General features: G+C 61.5%; 13 protein-coding genes and 1 tRNA gene. 2 read left to right on the plus strand and 12 right to left on the minus strand.

What is annotated here, in order from left to right; all coding sequences use genetic code 11:
- Positions 1-18: 18 nt before the first annotated feature.
- From BV071_RS06635 to BV071_RS06685, 11 genes are all read right to left on the minus strand, one after another.
- Positions 19-1,611 carry an arylsulfatase gene (locus tag BV071_RS06635; protein WP_265594144.1) on the minus strand — a complete coding sequence of 531 codons (1,593 nt, stop codon included), beginning with the start codon at positions 1,609-1,611 and terminating at the stop codon, positions 19-21.
- A 22-nt stretch (positions 1,612-1,633) separates the two neighbouring features.
- The gene (locus tag BV071_RS06640) at positions 1,634-2,572 is read right to left on the minus strand and encodes a transporter (protein ID WP_052572983.1); all 939 of its coding nucleotides are present in this window, start codon (positions 2,570-2,572) and stop codon (positions 1,634-1,636) included.
- A 48-nt stretch (positions 2,573-2,620) separates the two neighbouring features.
- A complete protein-coding gene (locus tag BV071_RS06645; protein WP_035603683.1) occupies positions 2,621-3,637 on the minus strand; it encodes a DUF1254 domain-containing protein in 1,017 nt (338 codons plus the stop codon).
- Positions 3,638-3,654: 17 nt separating this feature from the next.
- Positions 3,655-5,064 (minus strand): DUF1254 domain-containing protein, encoded by a 1,410-nt coding sequence (locus BV071_RS06650; RefSeq protein ID WP_035603686.1) that lies wholly within the window; start codon positions 5,062-5,064, stop codon positions 3,655-3,657.
- Positions 5,065-5,076: 12 nt separating this feature from the next.
- A complete protein-coding gene (locus tag BV071_RS06655; RefSeq protein ID WP_265594145.1) occupies positions 5,077-6,069 on the minus strand; it encodes an HAD family hydrolase in 993 nt (330 codons plus the stop codon).
- Between the two features lie 69 nt (positions 6,070-6,138).
- The gene (locus BV071_RS06660; RefSeq protein ID WP_265594146.1) at positions 6,139-7,746 is read right to left on the minus strand and encodes an arylsulfatase; all 1,608 of its coding nucleotides are present in this window, start codon (positions 7,744-7,746) and stop codon (positions 6,139-6,141) included.
- A 35-nt stretch (positions 7,747-7,781) separates the two neighbouring features.
- Positions 7,782-8,570, minus strand: a complete 789-nt coding sequence (locus tag BV071_RS06665) for a DUF4239 domain-containing protein (protein WP_052572984.1) — start codon at positions 8,568-8,570, stop codon at positions 7,782-7,784.
- Positions 8,571-8,608: 38 nt separating this feature from the next.
- Positions 8,609-9,025, minus strand: coding sequence for a hypothetical protein (locus BV071_RS06670; RefSeq protein WP_035603689.1), 417 nt, complete (start codon positions 9,023-9,025; stop codon positions 8,609-8,611).
- 41 nt (positions 9,026-9,066) lie between these two features.
- Positions 9,067-9,855, minus strand: coding sequence for a transporter (locus tag BV071_RS06675; protein ID WP_265594147.1), 789 nt, complete (start codon positions 9,853-9,855; stop codon positions 9,067-9,069).
- A gap of 113 nt (positions 9,856-9,968) precedes the next feature.
- Positions 9,969-12,560, minus strand: a complete 2,592-nt coding sequence (locus BV071_RS06680) for a hypothetical protein (protein ID WP_052572985.1) — start codon at positions 12,558-12,560, stop codon at positions 9,969-9,971.
- Between the two features lie 649 nt (positions 12,561-13,209).
- Positions 13,210-13,282 (minus strand) — tRNA-Ala (locus tag BV071_RS06685).
- Positions 13,283-13,455: 173 nt separating this feature from the next.
- Between BV071_RS06685 and BV071_RS32585 the strand changes: the two genes are divergently transcribed.
- Positions 13,456-14,085 carry a LysM peptidoglycan-binding domain-containing protein gene (locus tag BV071_RS32585; protein ID WP_052572986.1) on the plus strand — a complete coding sequence of 210 codons (630 nt, stop codon included), beginning with the start codon at positions 13,456-13,458 and terminating at the stop codon, positions 14,083-14,085.
- 188 nt (positions 14,086-14,273) lie between these two features.
- Here the strand turns inward: BV071_RS32585 and lgt are convergent, their stop codons facing one another.
- Positions 14,274-15,320 (minus strand): prolipoprotein diacylglyceryl transferase, encoded by a 1,047-nt coding sequence (gene lgt / locus BV071_RS06695; protein WP_035603693.1) that lies wholly within the window; start codon positions 15,318-15,320, stop codon positions 14,274-14,276.
- A 132-nt stretch (positions 15,321-15,452) separates the two neighbouring features.
- On the opposite strand from lgt, the gene BV071_RS06700 reads away from it, so the two are divergent.
- Positions 15,453-16,736 (plus strand): argininosuccinate synthase, encoded by a 1,284-nt coding sequence (locus tag BV071_RS06700; RefSeq protein WP_052572993.1) that lies wholly within the window; start codon positions 15,453-15,455, stop codon positions 16,734-16,736.
- The last annotated feature ends 158 nt before the right edge of the window (positions 16,737-16,894 follow it).

Consider the following 16,894-nt stretch of genomic DNA (forward strand, 5'->3'; position numbering starts at 1 on the left):
GACTTGGCGGGTTGCCGCTCACTTACCCTTGCTCCCCGACTCCAGTTTCTCGATGACCTGGTCGATCGAGAAGGACGCCGGCTTCTGGCGCGGCGGGAAGTCCTTGTAGGTTTGCAGATAGGCAGAGACTTTCGCGACCGCAGGCAGAATCAGGAAGGCATGATCCATCAAATAGCCCTTGTAGTAGGCGGAGGCGTCGATGGAGTACTCATAGGGATCGCTCTTGAGGTCGATCATCTGCAGGGTGCGCAGGGTGACGAGTGGATCTACCCAGACTTGCACGCCGATCGCACGCTGCTCCATGAAGATGTATTTATAGCGATCGTCGCGGCAGGCCATCAGGTCGCCATCGTCACTGAAATAGAAGAACTCGTGGCGAGCGCCCTTCTCGGCTTTTCCTGTAAGGTAGTCGAGTTGGTTGTAACCGTCGATATGCACCTTGAAGGTCTTGCTCCCGGCTTGGACCCCCTTGGTCGCGCTCTCGCGCAAATTTGCATCCCCACCCGCGGCAGCAACGAAGGTAGGCAACCAGTCCTCCGCCGAGAAGAGTTCCATGAAATTCGTTCCCGGCTTGATATGCCCGGGCCAACGGATCAAGGCAGGCACCCGGAAGGCACCATCCCAATTGGTGTCCTTCTCGGAGCGGAAGGGTGAAGCGCCGCCATCCGGCCACATGCTCTTCATGGCTCCGTTATCCGAGGAATACACCACGATGGTGTTGTCGGCGATCTTGAGGTCATCGAGCAGCTTGAGCAACTCGCCCACCTGTCCATCGTGCTCCGTCATGCCGTCAGCCTGGATCCCCAGGCCGGTCTTTCCCTTGGATTCCGGCTTGAGGTGGGTAAAGACGTGCATGCGGGTCGAATTGAACCAACAGAAGAAGGGCTTGTTCGCCTTGTGGCTGCGCTCAATGAAGTCCTTCGCAGCCCCCATGAATTCCTCGTCCACGGTCTCCATGCGCTTCATGGTCAGCGGGCCGGTGTCCTCGATCTTGCCATCCGCGGTTGCCTTGAGCACCCCGCGCGGGCCCCATTGCTTCCGGAACGCCGGATCCTTCGGGTAGTCCTCGTTCTCGGGCTCCTGCTCCGCATTGAGGTGATAGAGGTTTCCGAAGAATTCATCGAAGCCGTGATTGGTCGGCAGGAACTCATCGCGGTCTCCCAGATGATTCTTGCCGAATTGCCCGGTCGCATAACCCAGAGGCTTCAAGAACTCCGCAATCGTCGGGTCTTCCTTCTGGATGCCTACCGCCGCCCCCGGCATCCCCACCTTCGTCAAGCCCGTGCGGAACGGACACTGCCCGAGGATGAAGGCCGCACGCCCTGCTGTGCAACTCTGCTGGCCATAGTAGTTCACGAACACCCCACCTTCATTCCCGATGCGGTCGATATTCGGCGTGGTGAAGCCCATCAACCCACGGCTGTAGGCGCTGATGTTCGATTGCCCGATGTCATCCCCGAAGATCACGAGGATATTCGGCTTCTCCTGAGCGTGGGAGACCGCAGTGAAGGCCGCTGCAAGCGCGACCGCGAGCACCGGCAGCCACCGGCGGGATTTGGAGCAGAGACCGTTCTGCGGCTCGTCCCGAAGCATTGTGTCTTTTGTCTTCATATTATGGTGTTCTATCCAAGAATCAAAATTTCAGGCTCAGGTTCAGCATCCCCACATCGCCTTCGAGCAGGTTCTCGTTGTCGAATTCGTGGACCCAGCGCGCATTTACGCTGAAGTCGGATTCACCCAGCTTCGTGGAGTACGCGATGATCGGCCCTACGCCGAAGGCCCTCCCGCTGAAGCCATTCAGGCGGTCCGCCGTCGGGCCGCTATCGTCGTTCAACTGGTCCATCCAGCTCCCCACCAAGCCGATGCCGAAGCCATTCTGGAAGCGCTTGATCGCGGTGAACTCAAGGTCCGAGACAACGCCGTCCTGATAGTCTGTCGCCGGATTCTCCGTGTAGAACTGGAGACTCCACTGCGCGGTGAGTTCGATATTCGGCCCCGGCAGGATCTTGGTGTAGGCGACCGTCGGAATGAAGGTCCAGGTATTCGTGCTCAGGTTCGCAAGCGCACCCTCTTCATATTCGCCGGTCGGTGCCCATACCGTTAGCCCGAGGGACATGTGGTCCGTCTTGCTGAAGTGGTAGCTGGCGATCAGCGGCGTGACCGCGATATCGAAAAGACCGAACTTGTCATCGCTGCGCTGCCCCAAAAAGGGCCCCGCCGTCACCGAGGCCTCGATATCCACATAGGCCAACGGCAAGGTGACCCCAGAGGCAAAATTCCAACACTCCGAGTGGGTATCCCAAATGTACATCAGGGTCAGCGGCGTGAAGGACAAGGTCCCCTCCACATCCAGCGCAAGATTCCCGTGAATCGGGATCGGCCGTGCCGCACCGATGTCCCCGTTGTAGAAGGTCTCCCCCACTCCGACCAACCAGCCCGGATCCGGTGGGATGAGCCCCTGATAGGGCATCACGGAGGCCCCCGAGACCGTGCGGGGCAAGGCGCCTTCCACGGCAAAGGACGAAGACGCTCCCGCGAGGAAGCACAGCAGGGTCAGATATGGGATCTTCATGGAATCTATCAGTTCAAAATGGGGACAGCCTTGGCCCGGACGACCTGTTCACTCCACCGCCACCGGCTCCGGGAACTTCCACTTGCCGTCCAGGATCTCCGCGCGCGGGCGGTACAGCCGCACCGTGTAGTTCCAACCCGGCGTGATCGGGATGTGATTCGAGGCCCCGTCCGGCTCGCCGCCGAACTGCACCTTCACCGATCCATCCTCCGCCTTCTTCGCCGTGATGTCGTTGATTGAGTAAGAGTTCTCCGAGTTCTTCTCGAAGTAGCCCTCCTTGTTGTAGACACTGATCGACCAGAAGGCATCCACCGGCACCTCCTTCACCACTAGCTTGTAGGCCGTCTTGCCATCGTTCTTCGCGGGGGTGAAATTGAGGTAAGTCGCATCCTTGTCGGGATTACCACCCCACCCCGCGGCAGTGCCGAGCAGATGCCGGATCGGATCGACCTCGCCCTTCTTGCCGAAGGCCTTGCTGAAGCCGATCTCCGTCGAAGACAGCACCAGCAGCGCATCACGTACCTTCTTCTGGCTCACCGCATCCCATTTCGGCACCTCGAAGCTCCCGGCGTCCTTCTGGCTCGCCTTGATCGCATCCTGCAGGGTGTGCACCTGCTTGATGTCCTCCGGATCCACTGGATCCACCAGCGTGCGGATCGCAGCCACCACATAGCGCGTGCCTGCGGCCTCGCGGGTGATTACATGCTCGCCGGCATCATAGACCACCGTCACCACATAGTGGTCCTGGTTAATCACTTGCATCGAGCGGAAGCGCTTCCCTGCATCCGGCAGCGTGATCGTCACCGGCCCTGCATCCAGATCGAAGACCGCTGACGAATACAGCGTGTCCCGGTTCAGCCGGATCACCGTCTGCTTGTCGATGTTCGCGGGCTCGCGGCGATGGCTGAATTTCCCGATTCCCCCGCTGTCCTTGATCAAACCCGCCATATAGAGGTCCGACTCGGCGCGGGCGAAATTGTCCACCGTCACAGGCACCATATCCTGCGCGAACACGCCGCCGGTGACGGCCAAGCACAGGGATAGAACTGCAATCTTCGTTTTCATGATTTGTTTTGTCGTTGTTATTCTCCGACCTTCTCCACATTCGGCAGTTTCCACTTCTTCTCGAAGAATTCGGGCTTCGGCCCGTAAACCCGGAACATCAGCTCAAAACCCCGCTCCGGGTCGGTCGGCACCCAGTTCGATTCCTTCCCTACCGGCGCCTTCGCACCGAAGTAGAGATCAGTCGAGCCGTCGCTATTCTTCTGGAGCTCCTTCACGTTCGAAGCCCGGCTCGCGTGGGGCATGCCCTTCATCAGCGCATGCGTCTCCGCATCGTAGACCGTGACCGACCAGTATTGGCTCGTCGGCGCATCCGCCGGGATCCGCAGCCGGTAGTTTCCCTTTCCCTCGAAGGGCTGGTCGCTGCCGTCATGGATCGCCAGCAGATAGAACTGCGCCGGCCCCAGGTGCTTCGGGCTGAAGTAAGCGATCGAATACATCGCCGCCCGTCCCGAGACCGGATAGCTGTCCGCATCGGCAAACATCGAGTTCATCCCCTCGATCGTCTCCTGCGAAATCGGCACCGCCCAGTGCGTGCCCGGATAGAAGGATGGATCGAAGCCGGACTCATAGGTCCGTGTCACTTCCGCGTGCGCCTGCTTCGCCGCCGCCTCAAGGACCTTCTTTGTCTCCCCATCCGGCTGGAAGGGCTTGCCCTTCTCGATCCCGATCGTCTTCAGCATCTCGATCATCACCTTGTCCCGCTCCAGCCACGGCTCGATCTGCACCATCCGGTCCAGTGACTCGAAGAAGCTCGCGTCATAGCGAATGGTCGAGTCGAAGTCCTTCCCATACACATCCACGAAGACCGTCGAATCGGGCGAGTCTCCCAGCGGGTAAAACTTGATCTTCTTCCCGTGCGCCACCGCCGTCGCGATGTCCTCCGGGCTGCGGCTCTTGAAGTTCGAGCGCAGGATCACGAAGCCCTGATAGGTATCCGAGGACAAAACGGTGTAGCCTTCCGGTGCCTTGTCCTTGTAGCCCGGTGGCGTGATCAGGAACTTGCCGCCCTTCCCTTCATCCGCGCCCGCAGGTCCCACATCGATCAAGGCATTCTGCCAGGCGACGTCCACACTGCCCACAATCACGCCATCACCTCCGGCAGGCGGGATCTCCAGCACCACCGGCCCCTTCCGCGTATCGTAGAAGGGATTGAGGTAAATCGTATCCGGATTCGGCGTCAGCGTCTGGTTCTTCGCATTGACCGGCTGGGACCAATATATCACCTGGTTAGCCGCGCCGCCATTCGCGATCGCGGCCTGCAGCATCCGGTCGTAGTTCACGATCGGCATGCCCCAGATCACCGCTTCCACGGCACGGCGCGCTACGGCACCGTTGTTGATGACGTCCCCGCCTTGGGCGCTTGCTTGCCCTGAAAGCGCCAAGCCAGCCACGGCCATGACGCATGAAATTCCTCTGATAGTCTTCATCGATTTCTGAGGCTATTTTTCTGGGAAAATCTTCGCCCAATCGTCCTTCATGCTGATCAGGACCCAGCCTTTCTCCTTCGCGGCATCGATGCCCTTGTCCAGCTTCCCGATGTGGGACTCGCGGTCGTAGGCCCACTCGCGCTCGGCATCCGTGTGATGGACGATCATCCCCAGCCGAGCGCCCTTGCCGCTGGTGGTCCACTCCAGCATCTGGAAGTCCCCGTCGGAGTTGCCGAAGGCAGCAATCGGCCGCCGCCCGATGTGCCGCTGGATGCCCACCGGCTTGCCGACATTGTCATCGTTCAGCACGATCTCCGGCGTCTTCACGATCACCGGTGTGCCGTCGCGCACTTCATACTTCAGCCCGCCGCTCGATCCCACCACCTGCTCGGGAGGGATCCCATAGGTCTTCTCCACCCATGGCCGCATGAATTCGATTCCGCCGCCGGAAACAATGAAAGTCTTGAAGCCATTCGCCCTCAAATAGGCCAGCAGCTCCAGCATCGGCTGGTAAACCATGCTCGTGAAGGGCTTGCCGGTTTTCGGATGCTTCGCCGTGGCGATCCACTCCGTCACGGACTTCTCGAACTCATCCGTCGTCATTCCCGAGTGCGTGGCCATGACCAGTGCCACCAGCGCCTTCTCCCCACCCGCCAGCGCGGTCTTCATGTCACCCTTCAGGATCGAGGCAAAAGGCTCCATCACGGTCCACTCGGGGTGCTGCGGTGCCATCTCCTTGATCTTGTCGAAGACATAGAAGGCCTGGAAATAAATCGGCTGTTCGGCCCATAGCGTGCCGTCATTGTCGAAGGTAGCGATCCGCTCCGGCACCGGCACGAAGTCCGGCCCGCCTTCCTTGGTCACCTTCCCGACGAACTCGACGATGGCCTTCTTGGGACCGGTATCCTTCCACGATGGCAGCGGATCTTCCGCCGCATCGAGTGGAATGACCAGGATCTGGAGCGCGCAAAAGAATGCCCGCGAATGCCGCACTAAGGTCTTCATGGCTTGATGATGAGGTGGGAAAGCGGGGCACCCCGGATGGGGTGACCCGCATGGGGTTGAATCGAATCCTTACTTGCCACCCATCGAAGCCTCGATCTGCTTCTGGACCTTCTCCAGATTGAAGGAACCCGGAGTCTGGCTCGGCGGGTAGTCCACCATGGTCTTCAGGAAGTTGCCCGCATACACCTGCATCGGCACCAAGAGGTAGACGCGGTCCAAAAACCAATCGTTGTAAATGTTCGCGCTGTGCTGCGCTTTCTCGAAGGGATCGCGCCGCAGGTTAAACAGCAGCGGCACGCGCAGCTCGGTGAAGGGCTCACGCCAAACCTCGAAGGCCATCCCGCGGTTTTCGAGGAAGACCGCCTTCCAAGCATCGTAGCGGATGGCCACGATCTGGCCGTCGTCGTTCACATACATGAACTCCCGACGCGGGTCCTTGTCGGTCTTGCCGGTGATGTAGTCGAGCTGGTTGTAGCCGTCGATGTAGTTGCGATACTTGCGCCCGTTCAGCTCCACGCCCTCCTTGAGCTTTTCCTTGATGTCGGGCGCTCCGGCGATGGCCGCAAAGGTCGGCAGCCAATCCTCATGCGAGACAACCCCATTCAGCACCGTTCCAGGCGGAATATGGCCGGGCCAGCGCACAAAGCACGGGACGCGATAGGCACCTTCCCAGTTCGAGTTCTTCTCACTGCGGAAGGGCACCATGCCACCGTCAGGCCAAGTGTTGAAGTGCGGAGCGTTGTCCGTCGAATACATCACGATGGTGTTGTCGGTGAGCTTGTTGTCATCGAGGAACTTGAGAATGTCTCCGACCATCGCATCGTGCTCGATCATCCCGTCGGTATACTCGTCGTTGCCCTTGTGGCGATGTTCTGCCAGCACATGGGTGCGGAAGTGCATCCGCGTCGTGTTATACCAGACGAAGAAGGGCTTATCCGCCTTGGTCTGCCGCTGGATGAAATCCTTGGCCGCCGCCAGCGTTTCCTGGTCCACGGTTTCCATCCGCTTCCTCGTCAGCGGACCGGTATCCTCGATCCTGCCATCGGCATACGAATGAATCACACCGCGCGGACCGAACTTCTGTTTGAAGGTCTTTCCATCGGCCATGATCATGTCGCCGGGGTAGTCCTCATGCTCCGGCTCCTCCTCGGCGTTGAGGTGATAGAGATTGCCCATGAACTCATCGAAGCCGTGCTGCGTCGGCAGATGTTCGTCGCGGTCGCCCTGGTGGTTCTTGCCGAATTGGCCGGTGGCATAGCCCTGCGACTTCAGCACGGTGGCCATCGTCACATCGCTCTTCTGCCAGCCTTCCTTGGCACCCGGCATCCCGACCTTGGTCATGCCGGTGCGCACCGGTACATTGCCGCCGATGAAGGCGGCCCGTCCCGCGGTGCAGCTCTGCTGGCCATAGTAGTCGGTGAAGGCCACGCCTTCCTTGGCGATTCGGTCGATGTTGGGCGTCTGGTATCCCATCATGCCGCGGCTCCAGAAGCTGGTGTTCCAAGTGCCAATATCATCTCCCCAGATGACGAGGATGTTGGGTTTCTTGTCCTGCGCTGCGGCGAGCCCGCTGAGGGCCGCCGCAAAGGCGATGGTAATCGCGGGCACCAAGTGCCGCGACCTCCGGAGATGGCCGCATCGCGGCCCGTCGCCATTTATCATATCGTTTGGTTTCATGGTCGTGGGGAATTCGTTGAATAGAACAGAGAGAATCATTTCATGGAGTTAAGGAGATCGACCAAGGGTTGCTGCGAGACCTCGATGAAGCTGGCCTGCGGGCGGTCCAGCGAAGCGATCAGCGCGATCACCAGGCTGAAGGAGACCGCCAGGATCGGCTGCACCAGCGAGCGCTTCGACCCGGCAATCCCCATCTGATAGCCCACGGCGAGCATCCCCAGGAAAGTCAGGGCCGCGAGCGAGTCCCAGATCCCGGCGGGGATCCTCGCCTGCAGGGACACCGCCACCCGCATCGCGTGGAGATCGATCGTGCTGTTCAGCGAATCGATATAGAGGGCCGCCACGTCCGAGTTCATGTCCTTCCGTGCATTGGCCACCGCCAGATCCCACAGCCGCTTGTGGGTTTCGCCCGCCCTGGCCAAGGCCCCTGACATCTCCTCGCCGCTTATCTGCCCGCTCCGCAAGCGGTCGGCGAAGGCAACCCGCTCAGCCACGTAGTTCTTGAGCAGTGTCTTGGACTCACTGCTGTCCGGCTCCGGCATGAAGTCCGTCCGCAGGTAGGTGGTGCCGATGCTGTTCGCCTCTTCCCGCACCAGCGCCTTCCGTGACTCATAACGCTCGGAAACGATCCCGAAGGTGAAGGCCATGATGAAGGCCACCAGCCCCAGCACCGAGCCCGCGATCGCCGAAACCGGAGACTCCTTCTCATCCTCCGACTTGCGCCGCGAGCGGTGCCCGAGACGATAGCCTAGCTCCAGCGACAGCATCACCAGCAGGATGGACCCCACCAGGATCAACCACACGGGTATCGAGTCGATGTTCATGAGCAAGGGTCAAGGGGAGACTGCTTTGCAACGCGCAATCACCAGTACGGGCGGTGGTAGCCGTAGTAAGGCCCGTAAGCGCCGTACCAGCCGTAGGCGAAGTCGCGGTTCATCTGGGCGGCCTGGTAATTCTCCTGCGCGATCCGGCGCTCCACGGCGAGCTTCTGGTAGCGCTGGTAGGCCGCCTCATCGCCCACGTAGGCGACGCCCTTCGCCTCGTCCTTGTAGGCATACATCACCTTGCCCTTGTATTCGCCGCGCTGGAGCTTATAGGGTGCCAGTTGGGTGTAGAGCTCCTGCTGCTTCGTGTTCTGCGGCGTGCGGCTCGTGAAGCCCGCCGCCGAGAGCAGCGGCTCGGTGCTGGAAGCTCCGGTGCTGGCGCAGCTGCCCAGGAACAGCGGGCCGCAGCACAGAGCCACGAGCGCCAGGATCAGGGATGGAATGTTGTGTTTCATGGTTTCAGTCGATTGCGGTTTCTGTTAGACTAGATTCGTCTCTAGCCCTTCGGAAAAAGAAAGGTCACCCCGAAGCGCAGGCCCCACTCCGCCCCGCTGTCCGGCCGTTCGAGGTAGTAGCGCGCCCCGCCGAAGAACTGCACCGGGTGCCCGCCGATCTTCATCAGTTGGCTCACCACGAAGTTTGCCGGCACGTTCCACTGCTCCCGCTGCCAGTCGTAGGTGGACTCCAGGTTCAGCGTGAAGGTGGTGGCTTGCGGCGTCGTGTACGAGACGAAGGGCTGGATGAAGGTCGCATTCACCGACGCGCGGTCATCATCCCCGGCGAAGTCCCAGAGGTGGTTCGCCAGCGCGCCGTAGGTCCAGCCGTGCTGCTGCTTCAGGATCACCACCGTCGGCCCCACGCCCCACTTCTCCAGACCCAGGCTCGAGTCGGTCGCGGTCGGGATCAGGAAGGCCGGCCCGATGCCCCAGATGAAGGGCTCGCCCTTCTTCGGCGAGAAGAAGAAGCTCTGCGTGATGTCCCCGAGGCCGAACTCATCGTCCACGCCACCATAAGAGATCCCCTCCTGGTCGATCACCGGCAGGATCGTGCGCGAGATCACGTTCCAGTCCTCGTTCAAGGAGATCGGGATCACCGGCTGGATATTCAGCGTGAACTTCGTGCCGCCTCCCGGCCCGAGGCCGAAGTCGAGGTTCCCCTGTAAGGGCACGCTGATCAGGTCCGCCACCGGGTTGCTGAGCTTCTTCGCCAGGTCCGCATCTTCCGCGCGGAGCGGCAACACGGAAGCGAGCGCAAGCAGGGAGCACTGGATCGTAGTTCTATTCATGATCATGATTCTGGAATTCATTCGGCTGGGCTTTCTTGCTAGAGAGGCAGGGCAGCAAGGCGATGCAGAGGGGGACGGCGGATCCCCTCCCCGGGATCCGCCGCCCGTGGAGCTCACCGCCGGTGGAATCCGCCGCCTCCGCGACTGAAGCCACCGCCACCACCTCCAAAGCCACCGCCGCCGCGGTTGAATCCGCCCCCACCGCGGTTGAAACCACCGCCACCCTGGTTGAAGGACCGCTGCTGGTTGAACTGCTGGGTCCGAGCCTCGCCGCGGTCACGGGCATAAGCGTCCCGGTTCAGGCGATTCTGCACCTCACCCGGGTCCGTCACATGCCGCGCGGGAAGATTCGGATTCCGTGTTCCACTGCCGCCGGCACCGGGCCGGTTGTCCAAGGCCGGGTTCCGCTCACCACTGCCACCCGCTCCAGGCCGGTTTTCGAAGGCCGGATTCCGCTCACCACTGCCACCCGCTCCCGGGCGATTCTCGAAGGCCGGATTCCGCTCACCCGCGCCTCCCTGTCCCGGCCTCACACCACCCGAATATCCAGGCAGGTTCTTCCGCGTTTGCCCTGAGATGAAGCCATTGCGGTCCGGTCCCGGATTCGGCCGGTAGCCATCCGCATTGTGCCCCGCCGGCTGCCAGCCGCCGTTCTCCCACTTGCTCCACTGGCCGTCATCCTTGCGATACACGTTGCCATCGTGCCCCGCGTAAAAGTCACCGTTGTGCACGGCCATGCCGCCGTGCCCCTCGTCGCTCCAGTGGAAGGTCCCGGCCCCATTCGAGCCACGCCAGGCCGCCGCTCCGCCATTGGGGCCCGCCACATGCGCGGATTCCACCCAGCGGTTGCCGCGATGCGCGGCGGATGCGCCCCACTGCGCGTAGCCGTTGTTACCCTGGTGAGTGACCCAGCCGGTGCCGGTCCGCGGATTGTAGGCACCCGCCACCGTGCGCCCGCCATAGGGCCCCTCCACATGCGCCGCTCGCCCATAGCGTCCGGTCGCAGGATTGTACCAAGCCGCACGCCCCGCCGAGGCATAGGGCCCGTAGACCCTCTCCCCCACCGCATAACCACCGGTCCAGCGGTTGTAGGCCGCTGCGCAGCCGTAGCTGTAGTGATAGGGATAGTATGCCGGATAGTGGCCCCACCAACCAACATAGGGCGGGTAGTAGTAGCCCGTCCCCCACATCAGGCATTCGCCCAAGGCCAGCCCCGCGACAAAGGTCCCGAAGTAGCCCGCGGTATAGCTGCAGGTCACTTCATCGTCGTTGTCGTCGTTGTCATCTTCCACGTTCACATAGGTGACGCGATACACCGGGGATGATGGCGGAATGCTGTAGATCTCATCCGGCACATCCTTGCAGATCGCCCACGGCCCGGTCGCCGAGGTCGAGATGAACCACACCGCATCCTGGCACAGGTAGTACTTGTCGTGGTACTCGATCACATCCGACGAAGTATTCGCCGCATACTGCATCTGCGTGCCCTCGATCGGTTTGAACTCGGGTGCACCTTGGTAGCTCGCCTTCGCCTTGGCCTCCGCCTCCTTGATGTGCACCACCGCTTCCACCGGCACCGAGGCCAAGATCACCGCATCCTCCGCTTCTTCGGTTCCCGGCACCGAGGCCAACACATCGCCGCATGGCCCATCTTCCGGGATCTTGCTGAAATCCTCGGGCAGATTGTTCCCCGCATAGGTCCATGGTTCATCGATTTTCGTCGTCTTGAACCACCGACCGCTGACCAGATAGTAGATGCTGCCGTCCGCCTCATTCTGGAAGACATCGCTCTCCGTGTTGTTCGCGAAAGACAGCTTTGTTCCCTCGATCTTCTCCCACACCGGATCGCCCTTGAACGAGATCAGCTCCGCCGGCTTGTCCGAATAGAACACCTTTGGCAGGATCATTCCCTTCGCCACTTTCCACGGCACTTCGTGCTTCACGTGCTGCCAGGTATCGTCATCCGGCAGCTTGGCGAATTCCGCCGGGATCGAATCGGCGAGCGTCCACGGCCCCGCCACTTCCTTCGCGGTCAACCATTCATCACCGGACAACAGGTAGTAGCTCGACGATGCCTCGTCGAAGAGCAGGTCCCAATTCGTGTTAACCACGAACTTCAAAGTCGTATTGTCGATTGGTGCCAGCACCGGCTTGCCCTCGATCATCAGGATCATCGCCGGCGTCGTGCTGATGAAGATCGGCGGCGGATCCATCTTCACCTCCACCGGATGCGACGACTCCTTCGATAGCTTCACGTTGGCCAGCACCCGGTCGAGCGAGACCGTCGTCGGAGCCACCGGAAAGCTGTCCTTCAAAAGCGCCACCAGCCTTGTCTCGTCTTCCGGCTTCACCGAGCTGAAGTGCGCGTCATCCACCCGGATATTCCGGATCAGCACGCTGCGCTCCTCCTTGTCCACCGTGGTCTCGCCTGTGATCTCCGCCACGCCCAGCACCGGGGCCTCGCCCGCGGGCTTCAGGGAAACTGCCAGCCGCGCATGCAACAGGCGGTAACCTTCCCATTCGTCGATCTGCGGCTGGTAGAGGGTCATCTGCGCCTTCGCCGCCGTCACGTCGCGCGGCCAGCCCGTATCTTGCGGAACCGCCGCCTCAGGAGCCTCGATCGCCAGGCACGGGGTGCTTGCCAGCAGGAGTGTCAGCCACGGCATGCCACTGCGCACATGTTTGAAATTGCGTTTCGCTTTCATCGATTCGGAACAGGAAGAGTTGGTCTGGAATCCTTTTGGGCGGGGCTCAGGCTCCACCGGAACTGCGGCCGCGGGGTGTCGGCCTGCCACGGAGCCCTCCGCTACGGAGCCTCGCCCGTCTGGCCGGCGGCAGCCCGGATTTGCTGCCACCGGCATCCTCACCGCTGGCAATGATTCTTCGCTGCTCTCCGACCATGACAGCCACCATGCAGCATGTCCTTGATCACGGAAATTGGCACTTGGGGCAGATAAGTCTGCCCTTTGGTGCAATGTTCAGACGAACCACCATTTGACTTAACTATTCCCAACCCCAAACCAAGGCTCTAACCCGCTGCACCCCTCCCCCAACTCCATAGAGCCGCAATGCAAAATGCGCCCCTCGAGCTACCCCGCAGACCACCCCATTGCACAACTTCCCCGCCGAATCCAATCGGCCAACTGACATGATCGCCATGTTTCCAGAGCGAGACGAAGCCCCCGGTCCCTAACAACAAATCGGGGACCATACGACCCCGCCACAGACCGTAGTAATTACTACGATAGCCCCAGTAACAAGGCCATGGCCTCAAGCCTCAGCGCCGTCGTCCCGCGGCACAAGCCCGGCCGACTCCGCCACTCATCCCCAAGCTCCTGACTGGAGAAGGGAAAGTGGAGCATAGGAGATTCGAACTCCTGACCTCTTCATTGCGAACGAAGCGCTCTACCAACTGAGCTAATGCCCCTTACTCGGCGGGCTCACGGCTTACAGGACATCCGGCCGGAATCAAGGGCAAATCGCCGGATTCGCGCCGCCCCCGGACCGGCCAATCAAGGCAACCTCTTGGCCAGCGCCCCAAATGGCCCGTCCGGACATTCAAGCTTTGCCAAGCGCCGCCGGTTTTCCATAATCCCCCGCATGCAGTTGCGTTGGTTTTACCTCCCCGCCGCCCTCGTGTCCGTGATTCTGTGCTCCTGCAAAAGCACTGGCGGCGGCGGTGGCGGAAGCACCCCCGGCTCGACCGGGGTAGGCCCCTTCGATGCCCGCGGCAACTACGTGGAAGCATGGGCCGACAGCCCCTCCAAATGGCGCAAGGGATCCACGCAAGTCGTCGACGCCCAGCCGGACCGCGAAGCGGCCAATGTGCCGGTCGTCCCGGAGCCCGTTCCCCCGCCAACCTTGGCTGCCAACGAGCGGCCCAAGCCGGTCTCCACGACCACCACTCGCGTTTACAAGAATCCCGACGGCACCGTCTCCAAGACCAAGCCCAAGGCCACCGCTTCCTCAGGTTCCGCTTCCAGCAAGAGCAAGTCCAAGCCGGTGGTCGTGAAGCCGAAGACCACTCCGAACAAGGAAGTGGCGTCGAAGTCCAAGACCAAGGCCAAGCCGAAGTCCTCGTCCTCGCGCTACACGGTGAAGTCGGGCGACAATCTCAACTCGATCGCCAAGCGCTACGGCACCACCGCCAGCGCCGTGCAAAAGGCCAACGGCCTCAAGAGCACGAATTCGATCATCCGTCCCGGCCAGTCCCTGACGATTCCAAAGTAGCCGCAGCGCTTATCGCCGCGGCTTGACCTACCTCAGGTCGCCGCGGCACAGCCGTCGTCTTTTCTTCCGTAGCGGAATGGCTGCGCCATTCCGGCTGGGCGAATCATCTCAAACCAGAGGGTTGCCCCTTTCCGGGGAGCTTTCCGCTCCCCTCACACTCCATTCGTCATTCGGGAATTCGACATCCCTCATCTTCCCTCCGCCGCACCCAGCGTCGCCGGATACTTCCCCTTCACCCACCGTGAGGAGGTCAGGAACACCAGCCCCGCGACGATCATAAACAGCGAGAGGAACTGCCCACGCGTCAGCGGGCCCAGCATCGCCGCATCCGGCTCCCGGAACTGCTCCGCGAAGATCCGGAATAGCGCGTAGAAGATGAAAAACAGGCCCGTCAGCACGCCCTGCGGAGCCTTCGGATAGCGCACCCGCACGAACCACAGGATCGCGAAAAGCGCCAAGCCCTCCAGCGCTCCCTCATACAATTGCGAGGGATGCCGCGGTTCCAAAAACGGCTCGATCGCCCTTGAGATCGCCGGATCGTGCCGCTGGAACACCAGCATCTGGTCAAACAATTGTTGCTCCGTCGGTCCCTCCGGCCCCGCGGCCACGGCCGCCGAATAGATTTTCTCGAAGGCCGGCGAAGCATTCGCCGCCGCCTCCAGAGCGTCCGGCAGGCGGTGCCACTCCGGCTGCTTGTCGTCCACCAGCGCCAGAGGGAACTTCATCGCCCACGCCACCCCCTGCGTCGTCCGGCCGTAAAGCTCGCCGTTGATGAAATTCGCCATTCGCCCGAAGAATAGGCCCAGCGGCGAAACCACGCACAGCCCGTCCCCAAGCCCGCGCCAAGAAACCTTTTTCCGCCGCGCATACACCCAGGTGAAGATCACCAGCCCCAAGATCCCGCCGTGGCTAGCCATGCCGCCCTCCCAGACTTTGAAAATCACCAGCGGATCCTCCAGCAGCGCCCCCCAGCCGTGCTTGGGATTCGGCAGGTAATAAAACAGAATATACCCCAGCCGCCCCCCCAGAAAGACTCCGAAAATCCCCGCCGCGAAGATGAAATCCCCCGCCGCTCCCGCCGGCAGCACCCACAGCTTCCGCTTCGCCAGGATGTTCAGCAGCCAGGCCCCGACCACGAAGGCAGCCAGATAGGCGAGCCCATACCAGCGGAGCTGGATCGCGTCCGTGAACCGGATCAACACCGGACTCAAATCATGCACGTAGGTGGCGAACACGGCGGCACTAGAAGGGACGCATTCGCAGGTAGCAAGCGGGATTGAGGACCAAGCTTCCCGACCGGATTTCGAATTCGGAAATTCGTCATTCGTCATTGCCCCGCCGGGGCCCCCATGCTGTCCTCCCGCGCCATGAAAATCGTCGTTGCCTACTCCGGGGGCTTGGATACCTCCGTGCTACTTCTCTGGCTCAAGGAGAAGTACAATGCTGAAATCATCGCCTACTGCGCGGATGTCGGTCAGGGCGACGAATTGGACGGCCTTGAGGCCAAGGCGCTGAGCACTGGCGCTTCCAAGTGCTACATCGGTGACCTGAAGGAAGACTTCGCCGCCAACTTCATCTTCCCGATGATCCAGGCCGGCGCGATCTACGAGGGCCGCTACCTGCTCGGCACCTCCATCGCCCGCCCCTGCATCGCGAAAGGCATGCTCGAAGTCGCCCTCAAGGAAGGTGCCGACGCCATCGCCCACGGTGCCACCGGCAAGGGCAACGATCAAGTCCGCTTCGAACTCTCCGCCGCCACCCTCGCGCCGAATGTGAAGTGCATCGCCCCTTGGCGCGACGCCTCCTTCCGCGAGCAATTCCCCGGCCGCACCGAGATGATCGCCTACGCGGATGCCCATAATATCCCGATCAAGGCTTCCATGAAGAAGCCCTACTCGATGGACCGCAATCTCCTGCACATCTCCTTCGAGGCCGGCATGCTCGAAGATCCTTGGTATGACGCCACCACCGAGGCCGACCGCGAGATGTATGTCCTCTCCGTGGCCCCGGAAGACGCCCCGGACAAGCCGGAGTATGTGGAGATCCTTTTCGACAAGGGCGATGCCATCGGCCTCAAGCACGAGGGCCTCGCCGCCCTCATCACCGAGCTCGGCGACGTGAAGGTCACCGGCCAGAAGGACGGTTATACCCTCCTTACTCCCTACGGCATCATGCGCGTGCTCAATCTCCTCGGCGGACGCAATGGCGTCGGCCGGGTGGACATCGTTGAGAACCGCTTCGTCGGTATGAAGTCCCGCGGCGTCTATGAGACCCCGGGTGGCACCATCCTCCTCGCTGCCCACCGCGACCTCGAAGCGCTCACCGTCGACCGCGAGGCCATGTTCATCCGCGACGGCCTGATCCCGAAATACGCCCAGCTCGTCTACAACGGCTTCTGGTTCGCCCCGGAGCGTGAGGCCATCCAGGCCCTCGTCACCCAGACCCAGCAGACCGTCTCCGGCGAAGTCCGCGTGAAACTCTACAAGGGCAACGTCATGAACGCCGGCCGCAAGAGCCCGCACAGCCTCTACTCCGAAGCCGTCGCCACCATGGAAGGCGGCCAGGAAGCGGCCTACAACCAGGACGACGCCACCGGCTTCATCGCCCTCAACGCCCTGCGCCTCAAGGCCAGCGCACGGCAGAAGAAGTAAGCCATCCCGCCATTCGCGAATTTTGGGGGCCGCAGCATCCGCTGCGGCCTCTTTGTTTTCAGGCACCGCGGCCGGAGGGGGCTAGGTCTAAAGTCGGAGGCGTTCCGACTCGCGCGAAGTTGTAAACGGTTAGGAAGTGTTTTAAATAGTCGTGCTTC

The sequence above is a fragment of the Haloferula sp. BvORR071 genome (assembly GCF_000739615.1).
GTDB lineage: Bacteria > Verrucomicrobiota > Verrucomicrobiia > Verrucomicrobiales > Akkermansiaceae > Haloferula.

Bases quoted from the DNA above. Each gene is read 5' to 3' on its own strand.
- BV071_RS06700 (WP_052572993.1), top strand. From the start codon at position 15,453: ATGAAAATCGTCGTTGCCTACTCCGGGGGCTTGGATACCTCCGTGCTA.
- BV071_RS06675 (WP_265594147.1), bottom strand. From the start codon at position 9,855: ATGAATAGAACTACGATCCAGTGCTCCCTGCTTGCGCTCGCTTCCGTG.
- BV071_RS06670 (WP_035603689.1), bottom strand. From the start codon at position 9,025: ATGAAACACAACATTCCATCCCTGATCCTGGCGCTCGTGGCTCTGTGC.
- BV071_RS06655 (WP_265594145.1), bottom strand. From the start codon at position 6,069: ATGAAGACCTTAGTGCGGCATTCGCGGGCATTCTTTTGCGCGCTCCAG.
- BV071_RS06645 (WP_035603683.1), bottom strand. From the start codon at position 3,637: ATGAAAACGAAGATTGCAGTTCTATCCCTGTGCTTGGCCGTCACCGGC.
- BV071_RS06665 (WP_052572984.1), bottom strand. From the start codon at position 8,570: ATGAACATCGACTCGATACCCGTGTGGTTGATCCTGGTGGGGTCCATC.
- BV071_RS06640 (WP_052572983.1), bottom strand. From the start codon at position 2,572: ATGAAGATCCCATATCTGACCCTGCTGTGCTTCCTCGCGGGAGCGTCT.
- BV071_RS06650 (WP_035603686.1), bottom strand. From the start codon at position 5,064: ATGAAGACTATCAGAGGAATTTCATGCGTCATGGCCGTGGCTGGCTTG.
- BV071_RS06660 (WP_265594146.1), bottom strand. From the start codon at position 7,746: ATGAAACCAAACGATATGATAAATGGCGACGGGCCGCGATGCGGCCAT.
- BV071_RS06635 (WP_265594144.1), bottom strand. From the start codon at position 1,611: ATGAAGACAAAAGACACAATGCTTCGGGACGAGCCGCAGAACGGTCTC.
- BV071_RS32585 (WP_052572986.1), top strand. From the start codon at position 13,456: ATGCAGTTGCGTTGGTTTTACCTCCCCGCCGCCCTCGTGTCCGTGATT.
- BV071_RS06680 (WP_052572985.1), bottom strand. From the start codon at position 12,560: ATGAAAGCGAAACGCAATTTCAAACATGTGCGCAGTGGCATGCCGTGG.